25 protein-coding genes are annotated in these 26,495 nt (G+C 70.9%); 7 read left to right on the top strand and 18 right to left on the bottom strand.

The features are described 5' to 3' along the window. Positions 1–22: 22 nt before the first annotated feature. A complete protein-coding gene (locus QM788_RS03615; RefSeq protein ID WP_415660091.1) occupies positions 23–1,276 on the bottom strand; it encodes a branched-chain amino acid ABC transporter substrate-binding protein in 1,254 nt (417 codons plus the stop codon). Positions 1,277–1,365: 89 nt separating this feature from the next. Next, the gene (locus QM788_RS03610; RefSeq protein WP_415660090.1) at positions 1,366–3,012 is read right to left on the bottom strand and encodes a 3-(methylthio)propionyl-CoA ligase; all 1,647 of its coding nucleotides are present in this window, start codon (positions 3,010–3,012) and stop codon (positions 1,366–1,368) included. 136 nt (positions 3,013–3,148) lie between these two features. Between QM788_RS03610 and QM788_RS03605 the strand changes: the two genes are divergently transcribed. The 5 genes from QM788_RS03605 (at position 3,149) to QM788_RS03585 (ending at position 6,761) form a co-directional block, all read left to right on the top strand. Next, the gene (locus QM788_RS03605) at positions 3,149–4,597 is read left to right on the top strand and encodes a protein adenylyltransferase SelO (protein WP_415660089.1); all 1,449 of its coding nucleotides are present in this window, start codon (positions 3,149–3,151) and stop codon (positions 4,595–4,597) included. Beyond that, positions 4,594–5,010 carry a peptide-methionine (R)-S-oxide reductase MsrB gene (gene msrB / locus QM788_RS03600; RefSeq protein ID WP_415660088.1) on the top strand — a complete coding sequence of 139 codons (417 nt, stop codon included), beginning with the start codon at positions 4,594–4,596 and terminating at the stop codon, positions 5,008–5,010. The genes QM788_RS03605 and msrB overlap by 4 nt, the downstream gene beginning before the upstream one ends. Further along, positions 5,007–5,639, top strand: coding sequence for a septation protein A (locus QM788_RS03595; RefSeq protein WP_415660087.1), 633 nt, complete (start codon positions 5,007–5,009; stop codon positions 5,637–5,639). Before msrB ends, QM788_RS03595 begins: the two co-directional genes overlap by 4 nt. Next, a complete protein-coding gene (locus tag QM788_RS03590; RefSeq protein ID WP_415660086.1) occupies positions 5,636–5,896 on the top strand; it encodes a BolA family protein in 261 nt (86 codons plus the stop codon). Before QM788_RS03595 ends, QM788_RS03590 begins: the two co-directional genes overlap by 4 nt. Before the next feature lie 61 nt (positions 5,897–5,957). Next, positions 5,958–6,761: a peptidylprolyl isomerase gene (locus tag QM788_RS03585; RefSeq protein WP_415660085.1), complete on the top strand. Its 804-nt coding sequence runs from the start codon at positions 5,958–5,960 to the stop codon at positions 6,759–6,761. Positions 6,762–6,830: 69 nt separating this feature from the next. On the opposite strand, the gene QM788_RS03580 is transcribed toward QM788_RS03585, so the two are convergent. Beyond that, complete coding sequence (locus QM788_RS03580) at positions 6,831–7,502, bottom strand: ABC transporter ATP-binding protein (protein WP_415660084.1); 672 nt, start codon at positions 7,500–7,502, stop codon at positions 6,831–6,833. Here QM788_RS03580 and QM788_RS03575 point away from each other — a divergent pair. After that, positions 7,501–8,148 (top strand): arylesterase, encoded by a 648-nt coding sequence (locus QM788_RS03575; RefSeq protein WP_415660083.1) that lies wholly within the window; start codon positions 7,501–7,503, stop codon positions 8,146–8,148. The genes QM788_RS03580 and QM788_RS03575 overlap by 2 nt on opposite strands. Before the next feature lie 3 nt (positions 8,149–8,151). On the opposite strand, the gene QM788_RS03570 is transcribed toward QM788_RS03575, so the two are convergent. Further along, positions 8,152–10,143 carry a DUF6600 domain-containing protein gene (locus QM788_RS03570; protein ID WP_415660082.1) on the bottom strand — a complete coding sequence of 664 codons (1,992 nt, stop codon included), beginning with the start codon at positions 10,141–10,143 and terminating at the stop codon, positions 8,152–8,154. 67 nt (positions 10,144–10,210) lie between these two features. After that, on the bottom strand, positions 10,211–10,747 hold the full coding sequence (gene def, locus QM788_RS03565; RefSeq protein WP_415660081.1) for a peptide deformylase: 537 nt from the start codon (positions 10,745–10,747) through the stop codon (positions 10,211–10,213). A 48-nt stretch (positions 10,748–10,795) separates the two neighbouring features. Here def and QM788_RS03560 point away from each other — a divergent pair, with 48 nt between their 5' ends. Then, positions 10,796–11,752, top strand: a complete 957-nt coding sequence (locus tag QM788_RS03560) for an MBL fold metallo-hydrolase (RefSeq protein ID WP_415660080.1) — start codon at positions 10,796–10,798, stop codon at positions 11,750–11,752. A gap of 30 nt (positions 11,753–11,782) precedes the next feature. Here the strand turns inward: QM788_RS03560 and ntrC are convergent, their stop codons facing one another. From ntrC to QM788_RS03495, 13 genes are all read right to left on the bottom strand, one after another. Continuing rightward, entirely contained in the window at positions 11,783–13,249 is a 1,467-nt protein-coding gene (gene ntrC / locus QM788_RS03555) for a nitrogen regulation protein NR(I) (RefSeq protein ID WP_415660079.1), read from the bottom strand. Between the two features lie 34 nt (positions 13,250–13,283). After that, on the bottom strand, positions 13,284–14,378 hold the full coding sequence (gene glnL, locus QM788_RS03550) for a nitrogen regulation protein NR(II) (RefSeq protein WP_415660078.1): 1,095 nt from the start codon (positions 14,376–14,378) through the stop codon (positions 13,284–13,286). Between the two features lie 26 nt (positions 14,379–14,404). After that, entirely contained in the window at positions 14,405–14,896 is a 492-nt protein-coding gene (locus tag QM788_RS03545) for a hypothetical protein (protein ID WP_415660077.1), read from the bottom strand. A 132-nt stretch (positions 14,897–15,028) separates the two neighbouring features. Further along, complete coding sequence (gene glnA, locus QM788_RS03540) at positions 15,029–16,444, bottom strand: type I glutamate--ammonia ligase (RefSeq protein ID WP_415660076.1); 1,416 nt, start codon at positions 16,442–16,444, stop codon at positions 15,029–15,031. 157 nt (positions 16,445–16,601) lie between these two features. Further along, positions 16,602–17,393, bottom strand: coding sequence for a competence/damage-inducible protein A (locus tag QM788_RS03535; RefSeq protein ID WP_415660075.1), 792 nt, complete (start codon positions 17,391–17,393; stop codon positions 16,602–16,604). Next, positions 17,390–18,277 carry an EI24 domain-containing protein gene (locus QM788_RS03530; RefSeq protein ID WP_415660074.1) on the bottom strand — a complete coding sequence of 296 codons (888 nt, stop codon included), beginning with the start codon at positions 18,275–18,277 and terminating at the stop codon, positions 17,390–17,392. The genes QM788_RS03535 and QM788_RS03530 overlap by 4 nt, the downstream gene beginning before the upstream one ends. Then, complete coding sequence (locus QM788_RS03525) at positions 18,277–19,251, bottom strand: sterol desaturase family protein (RefSeq protein WP_415660314.1); 975 nt, start codon at positions 19,249–19,251, stop codon at positions 18,277–18,279. Before QM788_RS03525 ends, QM788_RS03530 begins: the two co-directional genes overlap by 1 nt. Then, positions 19,251–20,039 (bottom strand): polysaccharide deacetylase family protein, encoded by a 789-nt coding sequence (locus tag QM788_RS03520; RefSeq protein WP_415660073.1) that lies wholly within the window; start codon positions 20,037–20,039, stop codon positions 19,251–19,253. The genes QM788_RS03525 and QM788_RS03520 overlap by 1 nt, the downstream gene beginning before the upstream one ends. Then, on the bottom strand, positions 20,036–21,049 hold the full coding sequence (locus tag QM788_RS03515) for a YncE family protein (RefSeq protein ID WP_415660072.1): 1,014 nt from the start codon (positions 21,047–21,049) through the stop codon (positions 20,036–20,038). The genes QM788_RS03520 and QM788_RS03515 overlap by 4 nt, the downstream gene beginning before the upstream one ends. A gap of 331 nt (positions 21,050–21,380) precedes the next feature. Further along, a protein-coding gene (locus QM788_RS03510) for an IS5 family transposase (RefSeq protein WP_415659607.1) occupies positions 21,381–22,192 on the bottom strand; the annotation gives its coding sequence in 2 pieces (ribosomal slippage) (positions 21,381–21,862 and positions 21,862–22,192; 813 coding nt in all). A gap of 61 nt (positions 22,193–22,253) precedes the next feature. Beyond that, positions 22,254–23,072: a TIGR00266 family protein gene (locus tag QM788_RS03505; RefSeq protein WP_415660071.1), complete on the bottom strand. Its 819-nt coding sequence runs from the start codon at positions 23,070–23,072 to the stop codon at positions 22,254–22,256. A 56-nt stretch (positions 23,073–23,128) separates the two neighbouring features. Then, complete coding sequence (locus QM788_RS03500) at positions 23,129–23,812, bottom strand: family 16 glycosylhydrolase (RefSeq protein WP_415660070.1); 684 nt, start codon at positions 23,810–23,812, stop codon at positions 23,129–23,131. A gap of 10 nt (positions 23,813–23,822) precedes the next feature. Further along, positions 23,823–26,492, bottom strand: coding sequence for a TonB-dependent receptor (locus QM788_RS03495; RefSeq protein ID WP_415660069.1), 2,670 nt, complete (start codon positions 26,490–26,492; stop codon positions 23,823–23,825). Positions 26,493–26,495: the final 3 nt, after the last annotated feature.

Below are 26,495 nucleotides of genomic sequence, written 5' to 3'. Positions count from 1 at the left end.
CGCGCAGCAGCGAGGCCAGCGCTCAGCTGGGCCGCTTCATCTGGCAGGACGTCGGCGTGGAGGACACGTACGAATCGAACTGCTTCACCGGCGCCAGCGTCATGCCCGTCTTCTCGGGGCTGTACGGGTACTTGGCGTCGGCCTTCTGCCAGACCGTGATGAACAGCGGCTGCTGCAGCTGGTGGTCGGTCTTGCGCATGGTGATGTCGCCGTTGAAGCTCTTGACGGTGAGCCCCTCCATCGCCTTGGCCACCTTGACCGGATCCGTGGACTTGGCGTTCGCCATGGCCTGGGTCAGCATCGCGTAGATGTGCTGGACGCTGTTGGTGAACAGGTCGTCGTTGAAGCGCTTGTTGAACTCGTCGGCCAGCTTCTGCGCCTCGCCGCCCATGTTGTAGTGGCTGTAGGCCACCTGGTAGACGCGGCCGGCGCCGCCCTGGCCGAGCGCCGTCGGCGTGCCGGTCACGCCGGTGTAGTAGGTGAAGAACTTGCCGTTGTAGCCGGCCTCGTTGGCGGCCTTGACGAGCAGCGCCAGGTCGGAGCCCCAGTTGCCGGTGATCACGGTGTCGGCGCCGCTGGCCTTGATCTTGGCGACGTAGGGCGCGAAGTCGCGCACCTGGGCCAGCGGGTGCAGGTCCTCGCCGACGATCTTGATGTCCGGGCGCTTGCGGGCCAGGCCTTCCTTGGCGTACTTGGCGACCTGGTGGCCGTGGGCGTAGTTCTGGTTCAGCAGGTAGACCTTCTTGACGTCGGGCTGGTCCTTCATGAAGGTGGTCATCGCCTCCATCTTCATGGACGTGTCGGCGTCGAAGCGGAAGTGCCAGTAGCTGCACTTGCTGTTGGTCAGGTCCGGGTCCACCGCCGAGTAGTTCAGGTAGATGATTTCCTTGCCCGGGTTGCGGTCGTTGTGCTTTTGCACCGCGTCGGCCATCGCCAGCGCGACGCTGGAGCCGTTGCCCTGCATGACGTAGCGGATGCCCTGGTCGGCCGCGGCCTTCAGCAGGTTCAGCGACTCGGCGGGGCTGAGCTTGTTGTCGAAGGTGACGACCTCGAACTTCACGCCGGCCGGGTTGCTCTTGCTGACCTTCTCGCCGATGAACTGGAAGGTCTTGACCTGGTTCTGGCCGACCGGGCCCATGAGGCCGGACAGCGCGTCGATGTAGGCGAGCTTGACCGTCTCACCCTTCTGGGCCTGTGCGGCGCCGGCGGCCAGCGCGAGCGTCGCGGCGGCGGCCAGCGTGCGGACGGCGAAACGGGCCGAAGTGGTTGCGAACATGCTTGTCTCCTGTCTAGGGGTGATGGTCTTGAGTGGGCGGAACTTAATGCAACCCGGGCGCGGTGCGGTCCCGGGCTTTCCCCACAGGCTCAGGCGGTCGGGAGCCTGTGCGCCAGGAACTGGTCGCGCAGCTTGAGCTTCTGCACCTTGCCGGTGGCCGTGTGCGGGATCTCGGCGACGAAGACGACGTCGTCCGGGATCTGCCACTTGGCGATGCGGCCGTCGTAGAACGCGAGCAGCTCATCGCGCGTGACGCTGGCGCCCGGCTTCAGCACGACGACCAGCAGCGGCCGCTCGTCCCACTTGGGGTGCTTGGCCGCGATGACGGCGGCCTCGTTCACGGCCGGGTGGGCCATGGCGATGTTCTCGAGGTCGATGGACGAGATCCACTCGCCGCCGGACTTGATGACGTCCTTGCTGCGGTCGGTGATCTGCATGAAGCCGTCGGCGTCGATCGTGGCCACGTCGCCGGTGGGGAACCAGCCGGGCTCGCCGTCGACGCTGACCAGCGGCGAGGACTCGTTCTTGAAGTACTGCGAGATGACCCAGTGGCCGCGCACGACGAGGTTGCCCGAGTTCTGCCCGTCCCAGGGCAGCGAGCGGCCTTCGTCGTCGATGATGGCCATGTCGACGCCGCAGATGGCGCGCCCCTGCTTCTCCAGCAGGCGCTGCTGCTGCTCGGGCGGCAGGCCGAGCTGGCGCGTCGTCAGCTTGGACAGCGTGCCCAGCGGCGACATCTCCGTCATGCCCCAGGCGTGGATGACCTCGATGCCGTAGTCGTCCTGCAGCGTCTTCATCATGGCCGGCGGGCAGGCCGCGCCGCCGATGACGGTGCGCTTGAAGCTGGAGAACTTGAGGTCGTTGGCCTTCACATGGTTCAGCAGGCCCAGCCACACGGTGGGCACGCCGGCGCTGAAGGACACCTGCTCGCTCTCGAACAGCTCGTACAGGCTCTTGCCGTCCAGGTGCGGCCCGGGCATGACCAGCTTGCAGCCGACGATGGCCGCGCTGTAGGGCAGGCCCCAGGCGTTGACGTGGAACATCGGCACGACCGGCAGCACCACGTCGCGGCTGGAGCAGTCCATCGCGTCCGGCAGCGCCGCCGCATAGGCGTGCAGCACCGTCGAGCGGTGGCTGTACACGGCGCCCTTGGGGTTGCCGGTGGTGCCGGAGGTGTAGCAGATGCTGGACGCGGCGTTCTCGTCCAGCGCGGGCCAGGCGTAGTCGCCGGTCTCGGCGGCCAGCAGGTCGTCGAAGCACAGCAGGTTCGGGATGGCGGTGCTGGCCGGCATGTGGGCGCGCGACGTCATCATGACGAAGTGCCGCACCGTCTTCATCAGCGGCGCCAGCTTCTCGATCAGCGGCAGGAAGGTCGCGTCGAAGCACAGCACGCGGTCCTCGGCGTCGTTGGCGATCCAGACGATCTGCTCGGGAAACAGGCGCGGGTTGATGGTGTGGCACACCAGGCCCGAGCCGGACGCGCCGTAGTAGATCTCCAGGTGGCGGTAGCCGTTCCAGGCCAGCGTGCCGACGCGGTCGCCGGCCTCGCAGCCCAGCCGCGCGAAGGCCTGCGCGGCCTGGCGCGAGCGCTGCGCCACCTCGCGCCAGTTGCTGCGGTGCACGTCGCCCTCGACCCGCTTGCTGACGATCTCGGTCTCGCCCGCATGCCGCTCGGCATGCTTGAGCAGCGCCGAGATCAGCAGCGGCTCCGACATCATCCGTCCCATCAATGCCATGGCTTGTCTCCTGCAGGTTTGTTCTCGGACCAGTCTAGCCCGCGGAATCCGCCACGGGCCGTCACACCCGCGACCCGGCGCCCCCGAGGAAACACCCAGGCCACGATGGTGCAGGCCCGCTCACTACACTGGCGTGATGAGCCTGCCCGACCGCCTCGCCTGGCCCAACCGCTTCGCGTCGCTGGGGCCCGAATTCTTCACCGAGCTGCCCGCGCAAGGCCTGCCGGAGCCGCACTGGGTGGCGCACAGCCCCGTATGCGCGGCGCTGCTGGGCTGGCCCGCCGGCTGGACCGCGCAGCCCGATGCGCTGGCCGTGTTCGCCGGCAACGCCACCTGGCCCGGCATGCGGCCGCTGGCCTCGGCCTACAGCGGCCACCAGTTCGGCGTCTGGGCCGGCCAGCTGGGCGACGGCCGCGCGCTGTGGCTGGGCGAGGTGGACACGCCGCACGGCCCGCAGGAGCTGCAGCTCAAGGGCGGCGGCCTGACGCCCTACTCCCGCCGCGGCGACGGCCGCGCGGTGCTGCGCTCGTCGATCCGCGAGTTCCTCTGCTCCGAGGCGATGGCCGCCCTGGGCGTGCCGACGACGCGCGCGCTGTGCATCACCGGCTCGCGCCTGCCCGTCATGCGCGAGACGGTGGAGACCGCCGCCATCGTCACCCGCGTCGCGCCGAGCTTCCTCCGCTTCGGCCACTTCGAGCATTTCGCGCACCACGGCCGGCCCGACGCGCTGCGCGCGCTCGCCGAGTGGTTCATCGCCCACCACGCGCCCGACTGCGCCGACGCGCCCGAGCCCGCCGTCGCGCTGCTGCGCAAGGTGGCGCTGCAGACGGCCGACCTGATGGCCCACTGGCAGGCCGTCGGCTTCTGCCATGGCGTGATGAACACCGACAACATGTCCCTGCTCGGCCTGACGCTGGACTACGGCCCCTTCGGCTTCATGGATGGCTTCGACCCGATGCACGTCTGCAACCACAGCGACGACCGCGGCCGCTACGCCTACGCGCGCCAGCCGTCGGTCGCGTTCTGGAACCTGCACGCGCTGGCGCAAGCCTTGCTGCCGCTGCTGGACGGCGAGCCCGAAGCGGCCGGCGAGCGGCTGCTGGACGCCGTCGAGGCCTACCGCGAGCGCTTCGCGCAGCAGATGCTCGGCCGGCTGCGCGCCAAGCTCGGCCTCGAAGGCGAGCAGGCCGGCGACCAGGCGCTGGCCGACGACTTCCTGAAGCTGATGGCCGCCTCGCGCGCCGACTTCACGCAGAGCTGGCGCCGGCTGTCGCGCGCGCTGGCCGACCCCGAGCCGCTGCGCGACCTGTTCATCGACCGCGCGGCGCTGGACGCCTGGCTGGCCCGCTGGCACGCCCGCGTCACGCCCGGCGCCGAGGCGCGCATGCGGGCCGTCAACCCGGCCGTCGTGCTGCGCAACCACCTCGCCGAGGGCGCGATCCGCGCCGCGCAGCAGGGCGATTTCGGCGAGATCGAACGGCTGCGGGACGTGCTGGCCCGCCCGTTCGACGAACCGCTTCTCCCCAGCGACGCCGCGCTGCCGCCCGACTGGGCCGCCACCCTCGAAGTTTCCTGCTCCTCATGACCGACAAGCCCTACCCCATCCAGAAGACCGACGCCGAATGGCGCGAGCAGCTCGACCCGGTGCAATACCAGGTCGCCCGCCACGCGGCCACGGAGCGCGCGTTCACCGGCAAGTACTGGGACCACTTCGAGCCCGGCCGCTACCACTGCATCGGCTGCGGCACGCCGCTGTTCGAGGCCGCCACCAAGTTCGACGCCGGCTGCGGCTGGCCCAGCTACTGGGCGCCGGTGAACGGCGAGGTCATCGAGCGCGTGCTGGACGAGAGCCACGGCATGGTGCGCGTGGAAGTGCGCTGCAACAACTGCGGCTCGCACCTCGGCCATGTGTTCCCGGACGGCCCCCAACCCACGGGGGAGCGCTACTGCATCAACTCGGCCGCCATCGACTTCGTCGACGAAAATCCCGGCCCATGAAGCTGTTGCTCGACTTTCTCCCGCTGATCCTGTTCTTCATCGTCTTCAAGCTCGCCGAAGGCAGCCCGGAGGCGGCCGCCGCGTTCGCCACGCAGCATTTCGGCTTCATGGTGCAGGGCGGCAGCGTCGGCACGGGGGAAGCGCCGGTGCTGCTGGCGACCGTCGTCGTCATGGTCGCCACGTTGGCCCAGGCCGCGCTCCTGAAGCTGCGCGGCAAGAAGATCGACCTGATGCTGTGGATCAGCCTGGCGCTGGTCGTCGTGCTCGGCGGCGCCACCGTGTGGTTCCACAACGAGACCTTCATCAAGTGGAAGCCCACCGGCCTGCACTGGGCAATGGCGCTGACGCTGTGGATCTCGCAGGCCGGGTTCGGCAAGAACCTGATCCAGGCCATGCTGGGCGCCGAGCTGCGGCTGCCCGACGCCGTCTGGCTGCGCCTGAACCGCGCCTGGGTGCTGTTCTTCGCGTTCATGGGCGTGCTCAACCTCTACGTGGCCTACCACTTCTCCACGTCGGCCTGGGCCAACTTCAAGGTCTTCGGCGCCACCGGGCTGATCCTGCTGTTCACGCTCGGCCAGGGCGTGTACATGAGCCGGCACCTGCCGCCCGACGAGGACCGCCAGCCATGATCGCCGACGACATCGAGGCGCGGCTGCGCGCCGCGCTGGCGCCCACGGCGCTCAGCCTGCGCGACGACAGCGCCCGGCACGCCGGCCACGCGGGCGCCCGCGAAGGCGGCCATTTCCACCTGGCCATCGTGTCGGACCGCTTTACCGGCCTGCCCCGGCTGGCCCGGCACCGGCTCGTCTATCATTGCCTGGCTGACCTGATGCAGCGCGGCATCCACGCGCTGGCCATCGACGCCAGAGCCCCTGGCGAGTCTTGAGCGACCCCGCGCCCGCCGTCCCGGCGGCGCGATTTTTTTAGCCTCACCCCCTTCCCCATCCATGAAGAAGTTTGCGCTCGCCGCCACCGTCGCGGCCCTCGTTTCGGCCCTGGCACCGGCCACTGCCGTCGCGCAGAACATCGCCACCGTCAACGGCAAGCCCGTGCCCAAGGCCCGCGTGGAGGCGCTGATCCAGCAGGTCACCAAGAGCGGCCAGCAGCAGCGCTCGCCGGAGCTGGAGGCCCAGGTCAAGGACGTCGTCGTGCGCAACGAGATCCTGGTGCAGGCCGCCGAGAAGGCCGGCATCCCGCAGACGGCCGACTACAAGGCGCAGCTCGACTTCGCCCGCCAGAACATCCTGATCCGCGGCCTGATGGACGACTACCGCGCCAAGAATCCGGTGACCGACGCCGAGGCGCAGGCCGAGTACGACAAGTTCAAGGCCCAGAACAGCGGCGAGGAATACCGCGCCCGCCACATCCTGGTCGAGAAGGAAGAAGACGCCAAGGCGCTGATCGCCAAGATCAAGGCCGGCGGCAGCTTCGAGGAACTGGCCAAGGCCAACTCCAAGGACACCGGCTCGGCGCAAAACGGCGGCGATCTGGACTTCGCCAACCCGAACAACTTCGTGCCCGAGTTCAGCAAGGCCATGACCGCGCTGAAGAAGGGCGAGATGACGCAGGAGCCGGTCAAGAGCCAGTTCGGCTTCCACATCATCAAGCTGGAAGACACCCGCCCTGCCACCTTCCCGGCCTTCGACGACGTGAAGGCGCAGATCAAGCAGCGCATCGAGCAGCAGAAGCTGGCCGAGTTCCAGGACGGCCTGATCAAGAAGGCCAAGACCGACTACACCTTCAGCAAGTAAGCCTCCCGCTGGAGCGCGGTGGCTGCCGGAGCCCGCCGATGCCCTCGGCGGGCTTTTTTGCGTCTTGCGTCAGTCGGCCAGCCGCCCCGCCTCGATGCGCAGCTGCCGCTCGCAGCGCGCGGCGATCTCGCGGTCGTGCGTGACCAGCACCAGCGTCGTGCCGGCCTCGCGGTTCAGCTCGAACATCAGCGCCATCACCGCGGCGCCGGTCGCGAAGTCCAGGCTGCCGGTGGGCTCGTCGGCCAGCAGCAGCGCGGGCCGCTGCACGAAGGCGCGCGCCAGCGCCACGCGCTGCTGCTCGCCGCCGGACAGCACGCGCGGGTAGTGCCCGAGCCGCTCGGCCAGGCCCACGCGGCCCAGCATCGCGGCGGCCTGTTCGCGCGCGTCGCGCTCGCCGCGCAGCTCCAGCGGCAGCATCACGTTCTCCAGCGCCGTCAGGTTGGGCAGCAGCTGGAAGCTCTGGAACACGAAGCCCAGCTCGCGCGCGCGGACGGCGGCGCGCTGGTCCTCGTCCAGCGCGAACAGGTCCTGCCCGCGCAGCCGCACGGTGCCGCTGCTGGGCAGGTCCAGGCCCGCCAGGATGGCCAGCAGCGTGCTCTTGCCCGAGCCCGACGCGCCGACGATGGCCGCCGACTCCCGCGCGGCCAGCGTGAAGCTGATGTCATGCAGAATCGTCAGCTCCCCGGTCGCGTCGTGGACGCGCTTGGTGATCTGATCAACTTGGACGAGGGCTTCGGGCATGTCGGGACTGCGGCGGCGGTGGGTGGTGGCGCACTTTAGCCTGGGGGTGCTCGCCGCCGGCACTGCGGCGGCCGCCCCGGCGGCGGGGGCGGCGCCGGTCATCCTCGTCGTCGGCGACAGCCTGTCGGCCGAGTACGGCATCCCGGCCGGCAGCGGCTGGGTGGCGCTGCTGCAGCAGCGCCTGGCCGCGCAGAACAAGCCGCACCGGGTCGTCAACGCCAGCATCAGCGGCGACACGACGGCCGGCGGCCGCAGCCGGCTGCCGGCGGCGTTGCGCGCGCACCGGCCTGCCATCGTCATCCTGGAGCTGGGCGGCAACGACGCGCTGCGCGGCCTGCCGCTGGCCGGCACGCGCGACAACCTGCTGGCCATGGCGCGCGCCGCGCAGGCGGCGGGCGCCCGGGTGCTCATCGTCGGCATGCAGGTGCCGCCCAACTACGGCGCCGCCTACACGCGCGACTTCGAGGCGCTGTTCGCCCAGGCCGCGCGGCAGGCGCAGGCCGGCCTGGTGCCCTTCCTGCTGAAGGGCGTGGCCGACCGGCCGGACGCGGCGGACTGGTTCCAGCCGGACCGCATCCACCCGCTCGCCCGGGCCCACGCGCTGATGCTGGACAACGTCTGGGCGGCGCTGCGGCCGCTGCTGTAGCCCTCAGCGCTCCTCGCGCCGCAGCGCGTCGGGCCGGCGCGGGCCGCCGTCCTCGCCGCGCGGCTGGCGCAGCGGCAGCTGGGCACGCGGCTGCTCCTGCTGCGGCGGCATGCGGCGCTGCAGTTCCTGCTGGCGCTGCTGCTCCTGCTGACGTTGCTGCATCAGCTGCTGTTGTTGCTGCATCTGCAGCTGCCGTGCCTGTTCGCGGCGCTGCTGCTCCTGCTGGCGCTGCTGCATCTGCAACTGTTGCTGCTGCATCAGCTGCTGCTGCTGTTGCTGCATCTGCATCTGCTGCGCCTGCTCGCGGCGGCGTTGCTCCTGCTGTTCCTGCTGCTGGCGCAGGACCTCGCCGCGCTGCAGCTGCTGGTCGCGCTGCTGCTGCACCTGGTCGCGCTGGCGCTGCTGCTCGTCCTGATGCTGCTGGCGTTGCCGTTCCTCGAAGCGCTGGATCTCGTCGCGGCGCTGGCGCTGCTGGTCCTGCAGGCGCTGCTGCGCGTCCAGGCGCTGTTGCTGCTGGGCTTCGCGCTGCTGCTGCAGGCGCCAGGGCAGGTCGTCGCCGCCGCGCGGCGGCTGCGGCGGCTGGGCGACCGGCAGCTGCGGCTGCGGCCTCACCGGCAGGCGCTCGCCCCGGCGCGGCGGTTGCATATCGGCCGGCCGCGTGGGCACGGCGGGCAGCAGCGCGCCGAGGTCGCCGCGGCCGGGCGCCACGGGCAGCGGGCGGACCCAGCCGGGCGCGCCGCCGCCCCGCTCCCGGCGCACCGGCAGCGCCTCGATGCGCCCGCCCGGCGCCGGCAGCATGCTGATGGCGGCCGGCACGTCGCGGTAGCGGTTCGGGCGCCGGACGGTGATCGGGTCGCGCAGGTCGCGCGGGTCGTTGACGCGGCTCACGTAGCGCGGCGTGTGGCGGTAGGCGGGCACATAGACCTCGCGCGGCGCCAGCGGGTACCAGCCGTAGCGCGGCGGCGGCGTGCGGCCGCCGACGGTGATGCCGACGCTGACCGCGCCGCCGCCCACCCAGCCCACCAGCGCCGGCGCATAGACGGGCCGGTGTACATAGGGCCCGGGCGTCCAGCACCAGCGCCCGCCCCACTGCACCCAGCGGCCGTAGTGGAAGGGCGCGAAGCCCCAGGGCGCGTCGTCCACCCAGGTCCAGCCCCACAGGCGCGACCAGGTCCAGCGGCCGTAGCGGTAGGGTGCCCAGTCGGCCACCCCGAGCGTCGTCGGCACCCACACGGTGCCGTAGTCGGGCGCGGTTTCCCAGCGGCCGTAGCGGTCCAGGTCCTCGGCGCCGGTCATCTCGGGCGACACGTGGCGGGCGACGGGCCGGTCGCCCTCCTCGCGGCTTTGGGCCAGCACCCAGTCGCCGAAGCCGTCGCCGTGCAGCGGCGAGCGCTCGGCGCGCGGGCCGTCGGGCCACCACAGCTCCAGCTGCTCGCCCGCGCCGGCATACACGGGCGCGGCGCCGCGCGCCCAGTCGAAGCGCAGCCGGCCCTGCCAGACATAGGCCTTGCTGCCCCGGTCCAGTTGCTCCACGCGGTACAGGCCCTCGCGCTCGGGCTGGGCCGTGCCCTCGCGGGTGCGCAGCCGCGTCTCGGCGGCGTTCTCGGCCGAGCGCAGGCGCACGGCGACGTCGCCGCGGTCCAGCTGCAGCAGCGTCTGGCCGTCGTCGAGCTGGCTGAACTCCATGTCGCTGCGCTCGTCCACCCACAGCGTGGTGGAGCCCACGCGCAGGCTCAGCCGCGCGCGCTCGTCGGTGCGCACGCGGTCGCCCTCGCCGACGGTCTGGTTGCGGGTCAGGCGCGTCCACTCGCGCGTGTCCTGGTCGAACAGCCAGGCGTCGCCCACCACCTCGACCACGCGGGCCGCGCGCGACGGCGGGTCGCGGTCGCCGTCCTGCGCGCGCGCCGCGGGCACCAGGGCCACCAGCAGCGACAGCGCCAGGATGCGCCAGCGGCGGCGGGTCAGGACGAGCGGGGATGTGGCGGACGTGGCCATGGCGAGACTCCTTTGCGCGGCGCCAACGCGTGGGCGCCCCCGGCGGTGGACAAGGCTTACAAACGTTTCAATCGTCGGTATCCGCATCCAGGTCCGGGAACAGCACCGACGTGAAGCCGAAGCGGGTGAAGTCGGTGACGCGCATGGGGTAGAGGATGCCGTCCAGGTGGTCGCACTCGTGCTGCACGACGCGGGCGTGGAAGCCGTCCACCGTGCGGTCGATGGGCTGGCCGTCGGCGTCGAACCCTGTGTAGCGGATGCGCTCGTCGCGCTCGACGATGCCGCGCAGGCCGGGCACCGACAGGCAGCCCTCCCAGCCTTCGGTGCGGCCGCCGTCCAGCACCTCGATGACCGGGTTGATCAGCACGGTGGGCGGCACGGGCGGGGCGTCCGGGTAGCGCGGGTTCTTCGCGTAGCCGAAGATCACCAGCCGCAGGTCCACGCCGATCTGCGGCGCGGCCAGCCCGGCGCCGCTGGCGGCGGCCATGGTCTCGAACATGTCGGCGATCAGCGCCTTCAGCGCCGGCGTGCCGAACGCGGTGACCGGCCTGGCGACGCGCAGCAGCCGCGGGTCGCCCATCTTCAGGATCTCGTGCACCGCCACCGCGGACTCCTTCGGCTATCGTGACCGGCGATTCTAGGAAGCCCCGCAATGCTTGATTTCATCGAAGACCTCGGCCACGGCATCCACGCCATCGACACCGGCTTCCAGCGCCCGCGCTTCGACGCCGCCTACCTGCTGGTGCAGGACGGCCGCGCCGCCTTCATCGACACCGGCACCAACCACGCGGTGCCGCGCCTGCTGGCCGCGCTGGACGCGCTGGGCCTGGCGCGCGACGCGGTGGACTGGGTCATCCCCACGCACGTCCACCTGGACCATGCCGGCGGCACCGGCCTGCTGATGGAGGCACTGCCCAACGCGCGGGCGCTCGTCCATCCGCGCGGCCTGCGCCACCTGGTGGACCCCAAGGCGCTGTGGCTGGGCGCGCTGGCCGTGTACGGCGAGGCCGAGATGCAGCGCAGCTACGGCAAGCTGGTGCCGGTGCCGGCCGGGCGGGCCGAGGCGTCCAGCGACGGGCAGCTCATCCACCTCGCCGGCCGGCCGCTGCGCCTCATCGACACGCCCGGCCATGCGCGCCACCACCATGCCGTCTGGGACGAGGCCAGCCGCAGCTGGTTCACGGGCGACACCTTCGGCCTGTCCTACCGCGAATTCGACGTGGACGGCCGCGCCTGGGTCCTGCCGACGACGACGCCCGTGCAGTTCGACCCCGACGCGCTGAAGGCCACCGTCGCCCGGCTGCTGGCGGCCCGGCCGCTGGCCATGCTGGTGACGCACTACGGCCGCATCGGCGGCTCGGAGGCGGCCGTGCAGCACCTGGCCGCGCAGCTGCTGGCGCAGGTGGACGAGATGGTGGCGCTGGCCCGGCCGCTGGCCGCGGCGCCGGACCGCCACGCCCGGCTCAAGGCCGCGCTGCTGGACGCCTGCCTGGCCCGCCTGCGCGCGCACGGCCACCCGGCCGGCGCCGACGCGGCCGAATGGCTGGCGCTGGACGCCGAGCTGAACGCGCAAGGCCTGGCGGTCTGGCTGGACCAGGCGGCCCGCTGACCGGGCGCCCGCTGCCGGGGGCGGGCCCGATCAGACGTCCAGACCCAGCTCCTGGATCTTGCGCGTGATGGTGTTGCGGCCGATGCCGAGCTTCTGCGCGGCCTCGATGCGGCGGCCGCGGGTGAGGTCCAGCGCGGTCAGGATGAGCTGGGCCTCGAAGCGCCGCGTCAGCGCGTCCCAGACGTCCGTGTCGCCCGCGGCCAGGCGGGTGCGGGCGTCGGCGGCCATGTCGGCCAGCCAGCCGCCGCTGCTGGTGCTGGCGGGCGCGGCGGCCGGCGGGGCCGCGACGCCCGGCGCGGCCACTGCGGCGGCCGGGGCCGGCGGCGGCAGTGCGGCGGCGGCGTGACCGGGCTGCACCTCGTCCGGCAGGTCCTTGGGCTCGACCACCTGGCTGGGCGCCATCACGCTGAGCCAGTGGCAGATGTTCTCCAGCTGGCGCACGTTGCCGGGGAATTCGAACGCCGTCAGCACGGCCAGCGCGGCGTCCGACAAACGCTTGGGCTCGACGCCCAGGTCGGTCGCGCTGCGCTGCAGGAAGTGGCGGGCCAGCGCGGGGATGTCCTCGCGGCGCTCGCGCAGCGGCGGCAGCCGCAGCCGGATGACGTTCAGGCGGTGGAACAGGTCCTCGCGGAACGCGCCCTGGCGCACGCGCTCCTCCAGGTTCTGGTGCGTGGCGGCGATGACGCGCACGTTGCTGCGCATCGGGCTGTGGCCGCCGACGCGGTAGAACTGGCCGTCGGACAGCACGCGCAGCAGCCGCGTCTGCAGCTCGAAGGGCATGTCGCCGATCTCGTCGAGGAACAGCGTGCCGCCGTCGGCCTGCTCGAAGCGGCCGCGCCGCGAGGCCTGGGCGCCGGTGAAGGCGCCGCGCTCGTGGCCGAACAGCTCGCTCTCCAGCAGGTCCTTCGGGATCGCGGCCGTGTTGATGGCGACGAAGGGGCCCTCGCCGCGCGGGCTGTGCTTGTGCAGCGCGCGGGCCACCAGTTCCTTGCCGGAGCCGCTCTCGCCGGTGATCATGACCGTGACGTTGCTCTGCGACAGCCGGCCGATGGCGCGGAACACGTCCTGCATCGCCGGTGCCTGGCCCAGCATCTCGGGCACCTGCGCGGCGGCCTCCTGCTCGCCGGCCTCGCGCTGGCTTTCCTCCTGCGCGCGGCGGATCAGCTCCACGGCGCGCGGCAGGTCGAAGGGCTTGGGCAGGTACTCGAAGGCGCCGCCCTGGAAGGCGGACACGGCGCTGTCCAGGTCGGAATAGGCCGTCATGATGATGACGGGCAGCGCCGGCAGCCGCGCCTTGACCTTGGCCAGCAGCTCCAGCCCCGAGCCGCCGGGCATGCGGATGTCGGAGACCAGCACCTGCGGGCTGTCGTCGTCCAGCGCGGCAAGCATGTCGCGCGCATTGCTGAAGCTGCGCACCGGCAGCCCTTCGCGGGCCAGGGCCTTCTCGAGCACGAAGCGGATCGAGTGGTCGTCGTCAACAACCCAGATGGATTTCATGCGGTTCCTCTGCCGCGCCCCCGACCTCGTGGGCTCAGGGCAACGGCAACGTGATTCGGAAATTCGTCAGGCCCGGCTCGCTCTCGCAGTCGATCATTCCCTGGTGCTGTTGGGCGATCGTCTGCGCGAGCGTGAGGCCGAGGCCCGAGCCGCCGTCCCGCCCCGACACCAGGGGAAAGAAGATGCGGTCCCGGATCTCGGCGGGGACGCCGGGACCGTTGTCCTCGATATGCAATTCCAGTGCCAAGCGCCAGCGCTGCTTGCCGATGGTGACCTGCCGCGCGACCCGCGTGCGCAGCACGATCTGCGCGTCGCCGGCCGGGATGCGCGGCGCCAGCGCCTGGGCGGCGTTCTGCACGATGTTCAGCACCATCTGGATGAGCTGCTCGCGGTCGCCGCGGAAGTCGGGCAGCGAGGTGTCGTAGTCGCGCGCGATGTCGAGGCCGCGCGGATGCTCGATCAGCACCAGCGCGCGCACGCGCTCGCAGATCTCGTGGATGTTGACGTCGCCCACCACCTGCGCGCGGCGGTGCGGCGCGAGCAGCCGGTCCACCAGGCTTTGCAGCCGGTCCACCTCGTGGACGATGACCTGGGTGTATTCCAGCAGCTCGGGGCTGCCGTCCTGCAGTTCCATGGCCAGCAGCTGCGCCGCTCCGCGGATGCCGCCCAGCGGGTTCTTGATCTCGTGGGCGAGGTTGCGGGTCAGCTCCTTGGTGGCCTGCACCTGGTCGAGCGAGCGCTCGTCGCGGTCCTGGCGGGCCTGCTGGGCGATCTCGATCAGCTCCACCAGCACGCGCGGCGCGCCGTCGCCGCCGGCATCCATCTGCGAGACGATGACATGGACCGGCAGGCCCTCGTCATGCGCCCAGGCGCGGCGCAGCACCGCGTCGAAGCGGCTGCTGGAGTACTGGTTGGCGGCGACGCCGGCGATGGTCTCGGTCAGGCGCTGCGCGTCGCCGAACCAGTCGGGCAGCAGCGCCTTCTGCACGGTGCGGCGCGACAGCCGCATGCCGTCCTCGAAGGCGGCGTTGGCGAACAGGCATTCGCCGCGGGCGTTGACGACCACCACCATGGTCGCCAGCAGGTCCAGGCCGGCGAGGTCGGGCGGCAGCAGCAAGGCGTCAGTCATGGCGCAGCCCGGCGCCGGGCCGGGTGTCAGGGCAGCTTGGCGATCTCGCGCTTGAGCGCCTGCACGTCGGCCTCGTGGCGGGCGACGTTGTCCTTGAGCTCGGCCATGCGGTCCAGGAATTTCTGGTAGTTGCGCTCGTCGCCGCGCCGCTCGCCCTGGCCGTTGCCGAACTCGCGCTGCGCGTTGGCCAGGCGCTCCTCGGCGGCGCGCAGCTCGGCCTGCAGCACGCTGCGGCGCTCGTCGTCGCGGGCGCGCTGCTGGCCGGCATCGACGCGGGTCTCAGCACCGCGCGCTCCACCCGAGGCCGGCGGCGCGGCGCCCGGCGCGCGCGGCCGCGCCGTCTGCATGATGGTGATGGGCGTGCCCTCGATGGTGCGGCAGCCGCGCTCGACGGCCTCCCGGGCGGACAGCGTGTCGGTGTAGAGCACCGGCGGGCCGGGGCAGCGGTAGACCGTGCCCTGGGCCTGCGCGCCCAGGCTTGCAACGACGAGCAGCGGTGCCAGCAGTCGGATCAGCATGGCGGGATTGTGGCTCAGCCGGCCACATGAAAAAGGGGCCGCCGCAGCGGCCCCCTCGCACGGGGATGGCGGCGGCCGCGGACAGCGCGAGGCCCCGGCATGGGGCGACGGCCGGCGTGCCGCCTGCGGCCATCACAGCGCGTAGTACATGTCGAACTCGACCGGGTGGGTCGCCATGCGGAAGCGGGTCACTTCCTGCATCTTCAGCTCGATGTAGGCGTCGATGTAGGCGTCGGTGAACACGCCGCCCTTGGTCAGGAAGGCGCGGTCCTTGTCCAGGTACTCCAGCGCCTGGTCCAGGCTGTGGCAGACGGTCGGGATCTTCGCGTCTTCCTCGGGCGGCAGGTGGTAGAGATCCTTGGTGGCGGCTTCGCCCGGGTGGATCTTGTTCTCCACGCCGTCCAGGCCGGCCATCAGCAGCGCGCTGAAGGCCAGGTAGGGGTTGGCGGACGGGTCCGGGAAACGCGCCTCGACGCGGCGGCCCTTGGGGTTGGCGACGTAGGGGATGCGGATGGACGCCGAGCGGTTCTTGGCCGAGTAGGCCAGCTTGACCGGCGCCTCGAAGCCGGGCACCAGGCGCTTGTAGCTGTTGGTGCCGGGGTTGGTGATGGCGTTCAGCGCGCGGGCATGCTTGATGATGCCGCCGATGTAGTACAGCGCGAAGTCGCTCAGGCCGGCGTAGCCGTCACCGGCGAACAGGTTCTTGCCGTCCTTCCACACGGACTGGTGCACGTGCATGCCGGAGCCGTTGTCGCCGACCAGCGGCTTGGGCATGAAGGTCGCCGTCTTGCCGTAGGCATGGGCGACGTTCTGGATGATGTACTTCTGCAGCTGCGTCCAGTCGGCGCGCTGGACCAGCGAGCTGAACTTGGTGCCGATCTCCATCTGGCCCGCGTTGGCGACCTCGTGGTGGTGCACCTCGACCGGGATGCCCATCTGCTCCAGGATCAGGCACATCTCCGAGCGCATGTCCTGGCCGCTGTCGACCGGGGGCACCGGGAAGTAGCCGCCCTTGACGGTGGGGCGGTAGCCGCTGTTGCCGTGCTCGTATTCCTTGGAAGAGTTCCAGGCGCCTTCCTCGGACTCGATCTTGAAGAACGAGCCGGACATCTCGTTGCCCCAGCGCACGCTGTCGAAGATGAAGAACTCGGGTTCCGGGCCGAAGAAGGCGGTGTCGCCCAGGCCGCTGCTCTTCAGGTAGGCCTCGGCCCGCTTGGCCAGCGAGCGCGGGTCGCGCTCGTAGGCCTTGCCGTCGGCGGGGTCCACCACGTCGCAGGACAGGATCAGCGTCGGCTCTTCGAAGAAGGGGTCGATGTTGGCGGTGTTGGGGTCGGGCATCAGCAGCATGTCCGACGCCTCGATGCCCTTCCAGCCGGCGATGGAGGAGCCGTCGAAGGCGTGGCCCGACGTGAACTTGTCCTCGTCGAAGTGCGAGACGGGCACGGTGACGTGCTGCTCCTTGCCACGGGTGTCGGTGAAGCGGAAGTCGACGAACTTGACTTCGTTTTCCTTGACGATGTTCATCACGTCGGCGACGGTCTTGGCCATCAATAGCTCCTAGCGGGATCGGGTGGGTGGTTGCCGCCGCAAGCGCGTGCCTGCGGCCACGGAGAGATTCAAAGCAGGTTGCATGCCAGTGCGCACCTACATGGGTTGCCCCGGCGGGCCGCCGGCATTATGGGGCGGCGCCCCGCGCGGCCGGCCGCTATCGCACCATCTCGGTGCTTATGTTGGCACCAGACTGGATCACGCCTTGTTTCAGTGCGTCGTAGGCCGGGGACAGCCGCTCGCCGTCGCCCTTGACGCCCAGCTCGATGCAGCGGCCCCAGCGCGGGTGGTCCACGCTGGGCAGGCTGAAGACCTTGATGCCGGCGAAGTCCGCCTCGATGCGCTCCATCAGCGGCGTCAGGCTGGCCTCCATCGCCCCCTGCACGATCAGCGAGCGCTCCCGCACGCCCGGCTCGCGGTGCAGCTGCGGGTAGCGGTCCAGCACCCAGGCCATCATCGGGTGGGCCATGACCGGGAAGCCCGGCACGAAGTACACGTCGCCGACGAAGAAGCCGGGGATGCGGTTGTAGGGGTTGGGGATGATGCCGGCGCCTTCGGGGAAGCTGCCCATCTCGAAGCGGCGCCGGCTGTCCGGCTCGTCCCGGCTGGCGGCCCGGCCCTGCTCGGCGGCCATCTGCTGGATGCGCTGCCAGATCAGTTCGCAGGCCTCGGGGTGCGGCGCCAGCGGCCGGCCCAGCGCGGCGGCAGCGGCCTGGCGGGTGTGGTCGTCCGGCGTCGCGCCGATGCCGCCGCAGCTGACCACCAGGTCGCCGCTGGCCAAGGCCTCGCGCAGCCGCGCGGTCAGCAACTCGCGGTCGTCGCCCAGGTACTGCGCCCAGGCCAGCTGCATGCCGCGCTCGGCCAGCAGCGCGATGAAGCGGGCCAGGTGCGAGTCCTGGCGCTTGCCGCTCAGGATTTCGTCGCCAATGATGAGCAGGCCGACGTTCATCGCGCGCTCCCGGACGAGCCGTCTTCCACCAGCAGCACCTCGGACACCGGCACGGCGACCGGCTCGGCCGGGCGCAGCTCCCGCTCGGCCCGCTGCGCCCGCAGGGCCTGCAGCGCCGCCAGCGCGTAGTGCGCGAACCAGGCCGTGGAGAAGGCGAACACCAGCGTGTAGAGCCAGATCGCCACCAGCACCAGCACCGGCGCGAAGACCACGGCCATCGCGCCGAACGCCCAGATCAGCGACGGCGCGGCGCCCAGGTAGCCGCAGACGATGCCCATCGTCAGCAGCGGCAGCCGGTGCGCCTGCAGCAGCTCGCGCCGCTCCTCGGCCGAGGCGTGCTCGGCCAGCACGTCGAAGCTGAACACGCGGTAGGTCAGCCAGCCCCAGATCAGCGGCGGCAGCACCATCACCAGCGGCGGGATCAGCCACAGCGGGATGGACAGGATCAGCAGCGCCAGCGCCACCAGCGTCGCGCCGAGCGACGCGGCGACGCTGTGCAGCAGCGTGCCGCCGCGCTTCTTCTCCAGCGTCGGGAAGCGGCGCTCGGCCACCAGGCGCACGATGGCCGGCGTCATGCACAGCGCCACCAGCAGCAGGCTCAGCAGCACGACCACCGGCAGCACCGCCGCCAGCACGACGATGGCCGCCAGCGCGATGCGCAGCGACTGCAGGCCGAACGAGTCCAGCCAGCGCAGCAGGCTCTCGACGAGCAGCCAGCTCTCCAGCGTGGCGCGCACCGTGGCGACGGCGGCCTCCCAGTAGAAGTACATGAACGCGAACACCCCGGCGCCGGAGATCAGCAGCGGCAGCAGCGACAGCGCGATGACGCGCGGGTGCAGGCAGTAGGCGGCGGCGCGCCAGAAGGAGTCGGCAAGGCCTTGCATCAGGGGGACTTTCGGTAAGAGGTGGCGAGCCGGGCCAGGCCCAGCCATTGCTGGCGCCAGAAGCCGCGGCCGTAGTCGCGGCCGCCTTCCTCGGGCAGTTGGTCGCGCACGCCGGTGGCGTCGAAGCGGTCCTGGAAATCGGCGGTGCGGAACAGCAGGTCCCACACCGGCAGCAGCACGCTGAAGTTGTGCCCGCCCAGCGTGCCGCGGCCGCCGGACTCGTGGCCGATGCCGATGCTGTGGTGGCGGCGGTGGAAGCGCGGGCTCACCAGCAGCCGCTCGCCGACGGCGCCGAAGCTCCAACGCAGGTTGGCGTGCTGCAGGCTCTCCAGCAGCTGCGTGACGACGGTGATGGCGACGAACTGCCCCGGCTCCACGCCGATCAGCCGCGCCAGCAGCGCGAACACGGTGGCGGTGATGACGTCGTCCAGCAGGTGGTTGCGGTTGTCGCTCCACATCGTCATCTGGCGCTGGCTGTGGTGCAGGCTGTGCAGCGCCCACCACCAGTTCCAGCCGTGCTGCCAGCGGTGCAGCCAGTAGCCGACGAAGTCGAACGCGACCAGATAGAGCAGCAGGCTGACCCAGGGCCGGTCGGTCACGCCGGGCCAGATCCCGTCCAGCTGCCAGGTGGGCAGGCCGGCCAGGCGCAGCTGCCCGGCCGCCGCGTCCCACAGCGGCCCGACGCTGAAGAACAGCAGCAGCCGCACGAGGCCCAGCCGGTGGATCAGCGTGTAGACCACGTCCACCCGCACGGCCGCGCGGTCGGTGACCGGCTCCACCGGCCAGCGCCGCTCCAGCAGGCCGATGCCCAGCAGCAGCACGGCCACCTGCACCAGCCCCAGCAGCAGCCAGCCGGTGGCGTCGAACGCGTCCTCCAGCAGGTTGCCATAGCCCAGGCCGAACACCACCGGCTGCACGACGCTCTCGTACAGCGCGAGCTGCAGGTTGTCGAAGGTGTTGGAAATCCAGTCGATCACGGCTTCTTCGGGCGCGGCGCGAACAAGGGCGCATAGCGGGGATGCTCCCGCAGCGGTGCGAAGCATAGGCCCCGCTGCGCCAGCCCGGCCAGCAGCGGCTCCAGCACGGCGGGCGCCCAGGGGTCCTGCCGCTCCCAGATGCCCAGGTGGGCCATCAGGATGTCGCCGGGCCGGATGTCGCGCAGCGCCTTCTCCAGCAGCTGCGCGTTGGGATGGGCGGCGCTGGACAGCTCATCGCCGAGGAAGCCCGCGCGGCTCCAGCCCACGTGCGTGAAGCCGCAGGCCCGGGCCGCGTCCAGCAGCGCCGCCGACGTGCGGCCGGCCGGCGCGCGGAAGATGGGCCCGAGCGGCCGGCCGGTCATCGCCGTGAAGCGCTCGCCCACCTTCTTCAGGCTGGCGCAGTACTGCGCGGCGCTCAGCTCGCGCACCACGGGCGGGTTGACGCCGGCCTGGGTGCGGAACCGGAAGCGGGTGACCCGGCCGTCGGCGTCGGGCAGGTCGGCCAGGAAGACGTCGTGGTCCCAGGTGTGGGCGCCGAAGTCGTGGCCCTCGGCCGCGCGCTCGCGCCACCACGGCGCCCAGACGTCGTCCAGCGTCGTGCCGCCGGTCTTGGTCGGCTCGCTGGCGAGGAAGAAGGTCGCCTTCGCGCCGTGCCGCTTCAGCGTCTCGGCAATCAGCGGCGCCACGCCCATGTGGCCGGTGTCGAAGGTCAGGTAGACCGGCTTGTCGCAGCGTGGCTGCGCCGCGGCCGCGGTGGCCACGAGCGCGAGGAGCAGCGCCTTCATAGCCTGGGCTGATGGTCCAGCGTCCAGATGCCGTGCGGCGACTTGCCCACCTTGACCTGGCGCACGACCTTGCGCGTGGCGGTGTCGATCTGCGTGACCTTGCCGGCCCAGCGCGAGGTGACGAGCAGCGTGCGGCCGTCGGTCAGCAGCTCCATGTCGTCCGGGCCGGCGGGCGCGGGGTACTGGTCCACCACGGCCAGCGTGGCCAGGTCGATCTTGCTGATGGTGTTGGCCGCGCGGTTGGACACCAGCACGTGGCGCTTGTCGCCCCAGGCGCGGAACGAGTGCGCGCCCGCGCCGGTGGGGATGCGCTTGACCAGCTTCGGGCCCGCGCCGCCGACGTCCCACACCTCGACGACCTTGTCGCCGGTCAGGCCGACCAGCAGGTGCCGGTCGTCCGGCGACAGGTAGATGTCGGCCGGCATCTTGCCCACCGGCACCTTCCACTTGACGGTCTGCGTGGCGAGGTCGATGGCGAGCAACTCGTCGCTGTCCTGCAGGCTGACGTAGAGCGTGGTGCTGCGGGTGTCGATGTTCAGGTGGCTGGGCGTCTTGGGCGCGGGGATGCGCTTGACGAGCTGCAGCGGCTCGGCCGCGATGCTGCCCTGCCAGCGGTAGATGTCCACGCGGTCCAGCCGGTTGGAGGCGGTGGCGAGCCACTTCATGTCCGGCGAGAAGCGCAGGTGGTAGGGGTCGGGGATGCCGCGCACCACGCGCTGCACCTCGGCCGTGCGCGGGTCCACGAAGGTCAGCGAGTCGCCCAGCGCGTTGGCGACGATCAGCGACCGCTCGTCCGGCGACAGGTAGAGGTGGTGCGGCTCCTTGCCGGTCGGGATGCGCTTGACGACCGCGAAGCTGGCCGGATCGACCACGGCGATGTCGGCGCTCAGCGAGTTCAGCACGAACAGCGGCGGGCGCGCCTGGAGGGCCTGAGGGGCTGGCTGGACCTGCTGCGCCTGGGCGCCCAGCGCCGCCACCCACCCCAACGCCACCGCCCAACTGCGCAACATCCAGCTCTCCAAAGGAAAGGGCGGCCCGTTGCCGCCCTGCGCCGCGCAGTTTACCGGGGGGTGGATGCGCCGACCTGCGCCAGGTCAAGTCACCCTAAATCCGGCAGTTGGGCATGCCCGAGGGGCTGGCGAGGCGGGTCGCTGGCAAGGCGCGACGACGCTGCGGGCTCATGCCCGCGAGGATGAGCAACGCCGCCAGCGGCTCGCAGCGCCAGACCAGCGGGCATGCAGCGGTGCTCACCGACCTGGTGATCTCCGCATGGGCGGCAAGGTGTTGAAACACCGGGACTTTCGATGAATGGCAAGCGGTCAACTGCCGGATTTAGAGCGGCTAACAAAACTGAATCAATGCTCGCACGCAGATGACGCTGCACGCCAGGGATAGCAAGGCCACATGGGTATGAACGCTTCGCTCGAAACGCACGCGCAGCTTGCCGAAGGCGGCCAGCCAAGCATGCGTGCGTTCGACGACCCAGCGATGGCACCCGAGTCGGTCGTTGCGCTCGATACCCCTGCGGGCGATCCGATCCTGGATGCCTCGGCGCTTGAGGTGCTCCCGACAGCGTGCAAAGTCGTAGCCCTTGTCCGCGTGCAGCTTGTCGGGCCAGCGGCGCGGCTTTCCACGCTTTCCTCGCACATCGGGCAAGGCATCGATCAACTGCTCGAAGACCACCGAGTCGTGGCGGTTGGCTCCGGTCACGCAGAACATCAGCGGGATGCCCTGGCGGTCCGTGATGATGTGACGTTTGCTGCCGAGTTTTCCTCTGTCCGTGGGGTTGGGGCCAGTGTGCGAGCCCCCCGGGGGCTGGGCACGCTGGCCCCGTCCAGGCTGGCTCGGCTGAAGTCCAGCCGCCCGGCGCTACGCAGTTCGGCCAACAACAGCATATGCAATTGGTGCCACACACCGGCATCCTGCCATTGGCGCAGTCGCCGCCAGCAGGTCATGCCACTGCCGAAGCCCAGTTCCTGGGGCAACTCTTCCCAGGGGATGCCGGTGCGCAGCACGAACAGGATGCCGTTCAGAGCCATCTCGTCGCTCACCCGTGGACGACCGCCCTTGACCGAGGGCACGAATACCGGCAGCAGTGGCTCAATCTTCTTGAACAGCGCCGCGCTGATTTCCTTGTTCTTGGTTCGACCCATGTACCGTCAAACGCACTTCAACCGCCTGACGATGACAGGGTTGTGTTAGCCGCTCTTAGGGTCACTCGTCGTCGCCGCCCAGCAGCCCGCCGAGCAGGCCGGCGCCGGCAAAGCCGCCCAGCACCGAGCCCTCCTCGCGGCCGCCGCCGCCCGTCTGCGGCGCCGCCGCGAAGATGCGCGAGGCCAGCCGCGAGAACGGCAGGCTCTGCAGCCAGACCTCGCCCGGGCCGGTCAGCCTGGCCAGGAACAGGCCCTCGCCGCCGAACAGCGCGGTCTTGATCTTGCCGACGTACTGGATCTCGAAGTTCACGCCCGGCGTGTACGCCACCACGCAGCCGGTGTCCACCAGCATCGCCTGGCCCGGCTGCAGCGTGCGCCGCACGACGGTGCCGCCGGCATGCACGAAGGCCAGGCCGTCGCCCTCGAGCTTCTGCATGATGAAGCCCTCGCCGCCGAAGAAGCCGGTGGACAGCTTCTTCTGCAGCGCGATGCCCAGCGACACGCCGCGCGCGGCGCACAGGAAGGCGTCCTTCTGGCAGATCAGCGTGCCGCCGAGCTGGCGCAGGTCCATGGCCAGGATCTTGCCCGGATAGGGCGCGGCGAAGGCCACGCGCCGCTTGCCGGTGCCCTGGTTGGTGTAGATCGTCGTGAACAGCGACTCGCCGGTCACCAGCCGCTTGCCGGCGCCCAGCAGCTTGCCGAGCAGGCCGCCGCCCTGGCCGGCCGAGCCGTCGCCGAACACCGTGTCCATGGCGATGCCGGCGTCCATGAACATCATGGACCCCGCCTCGCCGATGGCCGCCTCGCCGGGGTCCAGTTCGACCTCGACGAACTGCATCTCGGCGCCCTTGATCTCGTAATCGACAACGTCCATGGCCATGCGCAACTCCTGCAAAAACGGCGCGCATCATATTGACTCGGCGCGCAAGGCCCCTGTCACTCCACCTTGACCCAGTCGTAATACGCCGGCCCGCCGCCGCCGCTCCAGCGGCCCAGGAAGCTGAGCGCGTCGGCGCCGTCGTCGCCGCGCCAGTGGTTCAGCATCAGCTGCATGGGCGTGGACACGGCGATGGCCTGGCGGCGCAGCGTGGTCTCGCCGCCCTGCGCGTCGACGGCGAACCAGCGCACCGAGTCCTCGCGCCATTCGAAGCCCAGCGTCTGCCAGCCGGCGGCGATGGGGAACTGCCGGTAGTGCTGGACGCCGGCCTTCCACACGTTGGTGTGCAGCACCGTGCCGCCCTTGATCAGCTCGATGTCGATCTCGTGGTGGCTGGCGGTGCCGGCGTCGCCGGTGTAGAGGAAGAACGAGGTGTTGCCGCCGGCGAAGTCGCTGGCCTTCAGGCGCACGGTGAACTTGCCGTAGGTGAACTTCTGCACCGTGCGGATTTCGCCGCAGCGGCCGGTGCCGGCGTTCACGTTGAGGACCATGCGGCCGGCGTCCTTCCACACCTCGCTGTAGGCGAAGCCGCAGCCGAACGGCGGGCCGTTGTGCCAGGTGGCCGTCTCCCAGGCGGGGCCGGCGCCGCCGGTGCCGTCGAAGTCGTCGAAGAAGCCGGCGGCCGGCGCGGCGGCCGCGGCGAGCAGCAGCGCGGCGGCGATGGCGGGGCGGATCGGGGTCATGCCGGCCGCCTCAGAAGTTCACCCGCGCGCGCAGGCCGTAGCTGCGGGCGTCGTTCAGGAAGCGCACGTTCAGCGCCGAGCCCACCAGCGCCTTGGTCGAGGCCTGCTCGTTGGTCACGTTGCTGCCGAAGGCTTCGATGCGGTAGCGGTCGAAGGTGTAGCCGACGCCGAGGTTGAGCGTGGCGTAGCCCTTCTGCCGGTCGGGGAAGCCGGCGGCCAGCGCGTCGGTGCGGGTGCCGCCCAGCGTGACGACGTCGCGCTCGTTGTACTGCGTCAGGTAGTAGGCCGAGCGGTAGCTGAGCAGCGCTTGCCAGTCGAACTTGCCGGCGCCCAGCGCGAACACCTGCTGCAGCCGGGCCGACAGGTTGACCTTGGACGCCAGCGGCAGCTGGTTGCCGGTCAGGTCGATGTTCGGCGCCTTGCCGCCCTGGCCATAGTCGATGGCGCGCGCATCGGCCACCACGGCGTTGCGGATCTTGGTCTGCAGCAGCACCGCGTTCACGTCCAGCGAGAAGCCGGCGGGCAGCGGCAGGCGCAGCTCGCCTTCCAGCCCGTACAGCCGGGAGGCGCCGATGTTGCGGTTGACCAGCGAGTAGCCGCTGCAGGTGTTGGGCGTGACCTGCGTGTTCATCTGGATGCAGGTCAGGTCCTGGAACACCTGATTCTTGTAGTCGTAGAAGAAGCCCGACAGGTTGGCCACCGCGCGGCGGCCCATCACCTCGACGACGTTGCGGCTGCCCAGCTCCAGCACGCTCAGCTTCTCGGGGCCGTAGACCTCGGGGATGGGCGAGGTCTCGAACACGTCGTTGAAGCCGCCGGCCTTGTGGCCGGTGGAGAACTTGGCGTAGACCATCGCGTCGCGGCCCAGGTCGTGCTCGACGCCGATGCGGAAGTCGTTGTAGCGGGCCTTGCTGCTGCCGTACTGCTGCTTGGGCACGGCCAGGTCCGCGACGTAGGCGAAGCCGCCGTTGGTGTTGCCCGGCGTGGTGGTGGGGCAGGACAGGCGGCCGTTGTCGTTCACGTCGGGGCGGTCCACGCACTGGCCGAGCGGGTTGCTGCCGTTGGCCAGCGGCAGCAGCTGCTGGCGCAGCACGTCGCGCGCGCCGGGCGTGAGGATGGATTCGAGGATGAACTGCGCCTTCTGCGCGTCGGTCGTCACCTGGCCCATGTCGAAGTTGGGGCGCGCCAGCAGCGCCGGCTGGAAGCCATCGGTGCCCCAGCGCGTGGCGTAGCAGCAGTCCCAGTTCTCGCCGCCCAGCACCGCGCCCACGTTGCCGCCGATGCCGTAGCGCGACTTGCTCTCCTGGGTGCGCCGGAAGCCCGCCAGCGCGCGCCACTGCGGCGCCACCTTGTAGGTCGCATCGACGTAGGCGGCGGTGGACTTGCCGCGCACGTCGGGCATCGTGAACTCGGTGCCCCAGTAGCAGCAACCGCGGTCCGCCAGCGACAGATAGCCCACCGCCTGCTTCTCGTCGAAGTGGAAGACGCCCGCCGTCCACTGCAGCGGCTGCTGGTCGTCGTTGGAGCGCAGCAGCAGCTCGTAGACGTTGCTCTTGGACAGCGTCTGCCAGTACTGCGTGGAGCTGTTGTCGTACTGGATGGCGCCGAGGTCGCGGCCCGGCCAGGCGATGCCGTCGGCCTGGCCGTTGCGCTGCCAGAAGTCCACCGAGCGGCGGCTGGCGTTGAACTCCAGGCTGACGGGGCCGAGGTCGGCCTCCACCTTGCCGAGCACGCCCCACAGGTCGTTGCGCATGTCGCCCTGCTGGCCGCGGTAGGCCACGTGGCGCAGGTCCAGGTCTTCGGGCCGCAGGCCGCTGGCCGTCACGGCGCTGAAGATGTTGGCGCCCGGGTAGCCGGTGCCGCGCTCGCGGCCGCTGTCGGCCACGAGGCTGAAGCGCAGCGCCTCGGTCGGCTCCCAGCGGGCGGACAGGCGCAGCGCGTTGTTGTCCTCCAGCCCGGCGGGCTGGAGCTGGCGGGCCTGCGCATCGGTCGACACGTTGGTGAAGCCGTAGTCCTTCTTGCTCTGGTAGGCGGCGATGCGCAGCGCGGCATCCGTGCCGAGGGGCAGGTTCACCGCGCCCTCGACGCCGTGGCCGTCGCGGTTGGACACGTCGGCCTGCGCGTAGCCGCCGAACTGGCCCAGGCGCGGCTGCGCGCTGATGATGTTGAGCGTGCCGGCCAGCGCGTTGCGGCCGTACAGCGTGCCCTGCGGGCCCTTGTTCACCTCGACGCGCTCCAGGTCGTAGAACATCAGGCCCAGGCCGCGCGGGCGCGGGATGTAGACGCCGTTCAGGTGCGGCGCGGCGCCGGGGTCGCCCAGCTCGGTGTTGTTGGCCGAGCCGACGCCGCGGATGTAGATCTCGGCATTGCCCTCCTGGTTGGCGATGCTCAGGCCGGGGATGGCGCCCTGCAGCTGGCGCAGCTCGGTGATGCCGTCCTTGCGCAGCTGCTCGCCGCCGATGGACTGCACGACGCCCGACACCTTCTGCGCCGTCTCCAGCCGGCGGTTGGAGGTGACGGTCACGGTGTCCAGCCGCTGCAGCTCGTCGGCGTCCGGCTTCTTGTCGTCGGCCGGCGCGGTCTGCGCCTGCGCGGCGCCGCCGAGCAGGGCCAGCGTGGCGGCCATCACGAGGCTCAGGGCCGGGCGGGCGGCGGATCGGGGGGCTTGTCTCTGGGTCATGTC

This window comes from Roseateles sp. (assembly GCF_047654785.1).
Lineage (GTDB): Bacteria > Pseudomonadota > Gammaproteobacteria > Burkholderiales > Burkholderiaceae_C > Pelomonas.
This window is presented reverse-complemented; position numbering and strand designations above follow the sequence as displayed.

Excerpts from the sequence above, each read along its gene's own strand:
- QM788_RS03585 (WP_415660085.1), top strand. The coding sequence starts at position 5,958 with ATGAAGAAGTTTGCGCTCGCCGCCACCGTCGCGGCCCTCGTTTCGGCC.
- QM788_RS03590 (WP_415660086.1), top strand. The coding sequence starts at position 5,636 with ATGATCGCCGACGACATCGAGGCGCGGCTGCGCGCCGCGCTGGCGCCC.
- QM788_RS03520 (WP_415660073.1), bottom strand. The coding sequence starts at position 20,039 with ATGAAGGCGCTGCTCCTCGCGCTCGTGGCCACCGCGGCCGCGGCGCAG.
- QM788_RS03530 (WP_415660074.1), bottom strand. The coding sequence starts at position 18,277 with ATGCAAGGCCTTGCCGACTCCTTCTGGCGCGCCGCCGCCTACTGCCTG.
- QM788_RS03575 (WP_415660083.1), top strand. The coding sequence starts at position 7,501 with ATGTCGGGACTGCGGCGGCGGTGGGTGGTGGCGCACTTTAGCCTGGGG.
- QM788_RS03535 (WP_415660075.1), bottom strand. The coding sequence starts at position 17,393 with ATGAACGTCGGCCTGCTCATCATTGGCGACGAAATCCTGAGCGGCAAG.
- QM788_RS03615 (WP_415660091.1), bottom strand. The coding sequence starts at position 1,276 with ATGTTCGCAACCACTTCGGCCCGTTTCGCCGTCCGCACGCTGGCCGCC.
- QM788_RS03515 (WP_415660072.1), bottom strand. The coding sequence starts at position 21,049 with ATGTTGCGCAGTTGGGCGGTGGCGTTGGGGTGGGTGGCGGCGCTGGGC.
- glnL (WP_415660078.1), bottom strand. The coding sequence starts at position 14,378 with ATGACTGACGCCTTGCTGCTGCCGCCCGACCTCGCCGGCCTGGACCTG.
- QM788_RS03595 (WP_415660087.1), top strand. The coding sequence starts at position 5,007 with ATGAAGCTGTTGCTCGACTTTCTCCCGCTGATCCTGTTCTTCATCGTC.
- QM788_RS03500 (WP_415660070.1), bottom strand. The coding sequence starts at position 23,812 with ATGACCCCGATCCGCCCCGCCATCGCCGCCGCGCTGCTGCTCGCCGCG.
- QM788_RS03580 (WP_415660084.1), bottom strand. The coding sequence starts at position 7,502 with ATGCCCGAAGCCCTCGTCCAAGTTGATCAGATCACCAAGCGCGTCCAC.
- QM788_RS03560 (WP_415660080.1), top strand. The coding sequence starts at position 10,796 with ATGCTTGATTTCATCGAAGACCTCGGCCACGGCATCCACGCCATCGAC.
- glnA (WP_415660076.1), bottom strand. The coding sequence starts at position 16,444 with ATGGCCAAGACCGTCGCCGACGTGATGAACATCGTCAAGGAAAACGAA.
- ntrC (WP_415660079.1), bottom strand. The coding sequence starts at position 13,249 with ATGAAATCCATCTGGGTTGTTGACGACGACCACTCGATCCGCTTCGTG.
- QM788_RS03495 (WP_415660069.1), bottom strand. The coding sequence starts at position 26,492 with ATGACCCAGAGACAAGCCCCCCGATCCGCCGCCCGCCCGGCCCTGAGC.
- QM788_RS03505 (WP_415660071.1), bottom strand. The coding sequence starts at position 23,072 with ATGGCCATGGACGTTGTCGATTACGAGATCAAGGGCGCCGAGATGCAG.
- QM788_RS03570 (WP_415660082.1), bottom strand. The coding sequence starts at position 10,143 with ATGGCCACGTCCGCCACATCCCCGCTCGTCCTGACCCGCCGCCGCTGG.
- QM788_RS03545 (WP_415660077.1), bottom strand. The coding sequence starts at position 14,896 with ATGCTGATCCGACTGCTGGCACCGCTGCTCGTCGTTGCAAGCCTGGGC.
- QM788_RS03610 (WP_415660090.1), bottom strand. The coding sequence starts at position 3,012 with ATGGCATTGATGGGACGGATGATGTCGGAGCCGCTGCTGATCTCGGCG.
- msrB (WP_415660088.1), top strand. The coding sequence starts at position 4,594 with ATGACCGACAAGCCCTACCCCATCCAGAAGACCGACGCCGAATGGCGC.
- QM788_RS03605 (WP_415660089.1), top strand. The coding sequence starts at position 3,149 with ATGAGCCTGCCCGACCGCCTCGCCTGGCCCAACCGCTTCGCGTCGCTG.